The sequence below is a fragment of the Rhodopseudomonas sp. genome (genome assembly GCF_048594845.1).
Taxonomy (GTDB): Bacteria; Pseudomonadota; Alphaproteobacteria; order Rhizobiales; family Xanthobacteraceae; genus Rhodopseudomonas.
The window spans coordinates 1-4,388 of sequence record NZ_JBMDXE010000166.1 but is presented as its reverse complement, the minus strand read 5'-3'; the positions used below and the strand labels follow the sequence as shown (position 1 = coordinate 4,388).

Here is a 4,388-nt window from a genome sequence, read left to right as displayed (position 1 = left end):
CACGTCCGGCGGCGTCGCTTCGTCCACCAGCGCCGCGATGGCCTCGGTGGTCGGCAGCACGCTGGAGCGTTCGCTGCCGAGGCGGCGGACGGAGACCGAGTGAGTCTCGGCTTCCTTCTTGCCGACCACCAAGAGGGCCGGGACCTTGGCCAGCGAATGCTCGCGCACCTTGAAGTTGATCTTCTCGTTGCGCAGATCGATGTCGGCGCGCAGCCCCGCCTTGCGCAGATCGGCGAGCACCTTCTGGGCGTAGTCGTCGCCTTCCGACGTGATCGTGGTGACGACGACCTGGACCGGCGCCAGCCACAGCGGGAAGTTGCCGGCGTAGTGCTCGATCAGGATGCCGATGAAGCGCTCCATCGAGCCACAGATCGCGCGATGCACCATCACCGGCGCCTTCTTGGCGCCGTCGGCGTCGATGTAGAACGCGCCGAACCGCTCCGGCAGGTTGAAGTCGACCTGCGTGGTGCCGCATTGCCAGTCGCGGCCGATGGCGTCGCGCAGCACGTATTCGAACTTCGGCCCGTAGAACGCGCCTTCGCCCGGGTTGATCTCGGTCTTGATGCGGTTGCCGCCGTTGGCCTTGATCTCGCTGAGCACCGTGGCCATCACGCGCTCGGCGTGATCCCACATCTCGTCGGTGCCGACGCGCTTTTCCGGACGGGTCGAGAGCTTGACGGTGAGCTCACCCTCGAAGCCGAAATCCGAGTAGGTCGACAGAATCAGATCGTTGATCTTCATGCACTCGTCGGCGAGCTGCGCCTCGGTGCAGAACACGTGCGCGTCGTCCTGCGTGAAGCCGCGCACGCGCATCAGGCCGTGCATCGCGCCCGACGGCTCGTAGCGATGCACGATGCCGAACTCGGCGAGGCGCAGCGGCAGGTCGCGATAGCTCTTCAGCCCGTGCTTGAAGATCTGCACGTGGCCGGGGCAGTTCATCGGCTTCAGCGCGAACCAGCGCTTGTCCTCGGCGTCTTCACCGGCGGACTGCGCCGCGAACATGTTTTCGCGGTACCACTCCCAGTGACCCGACGTCTCCCACAGCACCTTGTCGAGAATCTGCGGCGCATTGACCTCGTCGTAGTTGCCGGCGAGGCGGCGGCGCATATAGGCGATCAGCGACTGGAAGATGCTCCAGCCCTTGGCGTGCCAGAACACGACGCCGGGGCCTTCTTCCTGGAAGTGGAACAGGTCGAGCTCGCGGCCGAGCCGGCGATGGTCGCGCTTCTCGGCTTCCTCGATCTGGTGCAAGTAAGCGTCGAGGTCTTCCTGCTTGGCCCAGGCGGTGCCGTAGATGCGGGTCAGCATCGGATTGTTGCTGTCGCCGCGCCAATACGCGCCGGCCACCTTCATCAGCTTGAAAGCGGTGCCGATCTTGCCGGTCGAGGTCATATGCGGGCCGCGGCACAGATCGAACCATTCGCCCTGCTTGTAGATCTTGATGGTCTGATCTTCAGGGATGGCGTCGACCAGCTCGACCTTGAAGGCTTCGCCGTTGTCGGCGAACACCTTCTTGGCCTCGTCGCGGCTCCAGACTTCCTTGGTGAACGGCTTGTCGCGCTGGATGATCTCGCGCATCCGCTTTTCGATCGCGGCGAAATCCTCGGGCGTGAACGGCTCGTTGCGGAAGAAGTCGTAGTAGAAGCCGTTTTCGATGGTCGGGCCGATGGTGACTTGCGTGCCCGGCCACAGGCTCTGCACCGCTTCGGCGAGCACGTGGGCGCAGTCGTGCCGGATCAGCTCGAGCGCACGGGCGTCGTCGCGGGCGACGAAGTCGATCGCCGCGTTCTCTTCGATCGGATCGGCCAAATCGGTCAGCGCGCCGTTGAGCGCCATCGCCACCGTGCGCTTGGCCAGCGACGGCGAAATGCCCTTGGCGATGTCGAGCCCGGTGGTGCCGCGCGGATACTCGCGGGTCTTGCCGTCGGGGAAGGTGATGATGATCTGGTCGGCCGGCACTGCGGGCTTCAGATTGGACAGCGTGAACTGGAAGCCGGAGGCGGGCGCAGCTTTGTCGGCGGGAGTCTTGTCGGTCATGTCATGCTCCTGTGGCTCACTCCTGCACACGAGCGCAGGTAAGCGGAAAGGCGTTGTATAGCAGACGTTTGCCGAGGTGCAACGGCACCGGGTTCCGGCCCGGCGGCATCTGCAGGCACCGCTTTCCGACGCGCGATTCAGCCCGCGATTGTCCTGCCGACCTTGTTGAAACCGGGGCCGCCAGGTTCAAATGGACCAGCCGGTGGCCGGCCGGGCGGGGAGGCAGTGGATGACGAAGCGTCGGATCGCGGGCTATGTCGTGGTGATTGCCGCGGTCCTCGGTCTTGCCGTCGGCATCGGCATCGGCGCCGGCGCGGGATGGTCGCGCGAAGGCTCGGCACAAGGCCGCAGCGACGCCTGCTTCGAGGCAGATGTCGGACTGGCGATCAAGAGCAGCCTCGACAAACTCGACGCCTGCAGCCGGCTGCTGCGCGACCGTCGCCTGACGTCCAAGCTCCGCGCCGATGCGCTGGCGCAGCGCGCGGACGCGCAACTGCAACTGCGCCGTCCGGAGCGCGCAGTGGCCGACCTCAGCGAGGCGATCCGGCTGCAGCCGACCGATCCGGCCTTGTTCGGGGCGCGGGCGGAATCCTACAAACGGATGGGCCAGTTCGCCCGCGCTTATGCCGACAGCGAACGCGCCGTCGCGCTCGCACCCGACGCGCCGCGGCCTTATCTGCTGCGTGGCCAGATCGCGCTCGAACTCGGCCGGCCCGATCAGGCGCAGGCCGACGCCGCCACGCTGATCCGGCTGGTGCCGAACCGGGCCGAGGGCTATCTGCTGCGCGGCGATGCGCTGCTCGCCAAGGGGCAATACGACGACGCGGTCGGTGCGTTCGATCGCGCCGTCGCGCTTGATCCAACGAGCGGCGCGGCCTACGGCGCCCGCGCGCATGCGCGGCAGATGCGTGGCAATCTCGACGCCGCATTGGCCGACATCCGAAGTGCGATCGACCGCCAGCCGATGTTCGCGTTGTGGCACGCGTATGAAGGCGACATCCTGCGCTACATCGGCGATCTCGACGGCGCGCTCGCGGCGTTCAACCGCGAACTCGTCATCCATCCCGATTTCGGCGCTGCCCTGGTCGGCCGCGCGCTGACTTACGAGCGCAAGGGCGACGTCGCCGCGGCGCGCGCCGATTTCGAGCGTGCGCTCAATCACTCGTCGGATATTTGGGACAAGGCCGCCTCGGCGCGCGAGACGGCGCGCGCCCGGCTCGCCGCGCTGAAGTCCGGCGCGCCGGTCCCGGTGACTCTGCCGGCGCCGCGCAAGGCGGAGAATCAGACCTCGCTGCCGACGCCGACGATCGCCACCGCGAGCCTGGCTCAGCCGGCGCCGGCGCCTCGTCCCGCCGCGGAGCGCGCAAAACCGCAGATGCAGGGCCGGCGCATTGCGCTGGTGATCGGCAATTCCGCCTATCGCAACGTGCCGGCGCTGGCCAATCCGCAGAAGGATGCCGCCGCCGTCGCCGCCGCGCTCCGCACGATCGGCTTCGAGCAGGTGACGCTGAGCGTCGATGTCGACCGCGCACGGATGGCCGAGACGTTGCGCACCTTCGCCGCCGACGCCGCCAAGGCGGATTGGGCGATGGTGTACTACGCCGGTCACGGCATGGAGGTCGGCGGTCAGAACTACCTGATCCCTGTCGATGCCAAGCTCGCCACCGATCGCGACGCGCCCACGCAAGCGATCGCGCTGGCGGAGATCATGGCGGCGATCGACGGAGCCAAGAAACTCAAGCTGGTGGTGCTCGACGCTTGCCGCGACAACCCATTCGCGCCGGCGGCTGGCGATAGCCGCCACGTTGTCGCGGCGATCGGCACCGGCGTGAGCGGCAGCACCGTGACCCGATCGGCCGCCCGCGGTCTCGGCGAGCCGACGCTCGCCGGCGCCTCGCTGGTGGTGTTCGCTGCCAAGCACGGCCAGGTCGCGCTGGACGGCGAGGGCGGCAATTCGCCCTTTGCGGTCGCCTTCGCCCAGCGCATCGTCACGCCCGGCGTAGAGATCGACAAGATCTTCCGCCTGGTGCGCGATGACGTGCTCGAAGCGACCGCCGGCCGCCAGGAGCCCTACACCTACGGCTCGCTGCCGGCCCGCGAAGAGTTCTTCTTCCTCGCCGCGCGCTAGCGGCAAGAATGTTAATGCATCTGCATGTAACCTGTGCTAGAAGCCGGGCGTGTCTCGCCGCTTCGCTCCCACCGCCCTGATGCTCGGCAATTTCGTCACCGGAACGTCGGTTCTGGCGCCGGCCGGCATGCTGCTCGAACTGTCCAATGGGCTCGGCGTCAGCGTGCGCGATGCCGGGCTGCTGATCACGTTCGGGGCGGTGGTGCTGTGCATCGGCTCGCCG

General features: G+C 67.4%; 2 protein-coding genes and 1 pseudogene. 2 read left to right on the top strand and 1 reads right to left on the bottom strand.

The features are described 5' to 3' along the window. Positions 1-2,037: threonine--tRNA ligase (gene thrS / locus ACOJTD_RS10470; protein WP_420132854.1), on the bottom strand; the 2,037-nt coding region annotated here is incomplete at its 3' end. A gap of 229 nt (positions 2,038-2,266) precedes the next feature. Between thrS and ACOJTD_RS10465 the strand changes: the two genes are divergently transcribed. Further along, positions 2,267-4,165, top strand: a complete 1,899-nt coding sequence (locus ACOJTD_RS10465; RefSeq protein ID WP_420132853.1) for a caspase family protein — start codon at positions 2,267-2,269, stop codon at positions 4,163-4,165. 79 nt (positions 4,166-4,244) lie between these two features. Continuing rightward, positions 4,245-4,388 (top strand): annotated as a pseudogene (locus ACOJTD_RS10460) (MFS transporter); the annotation flags it as partial.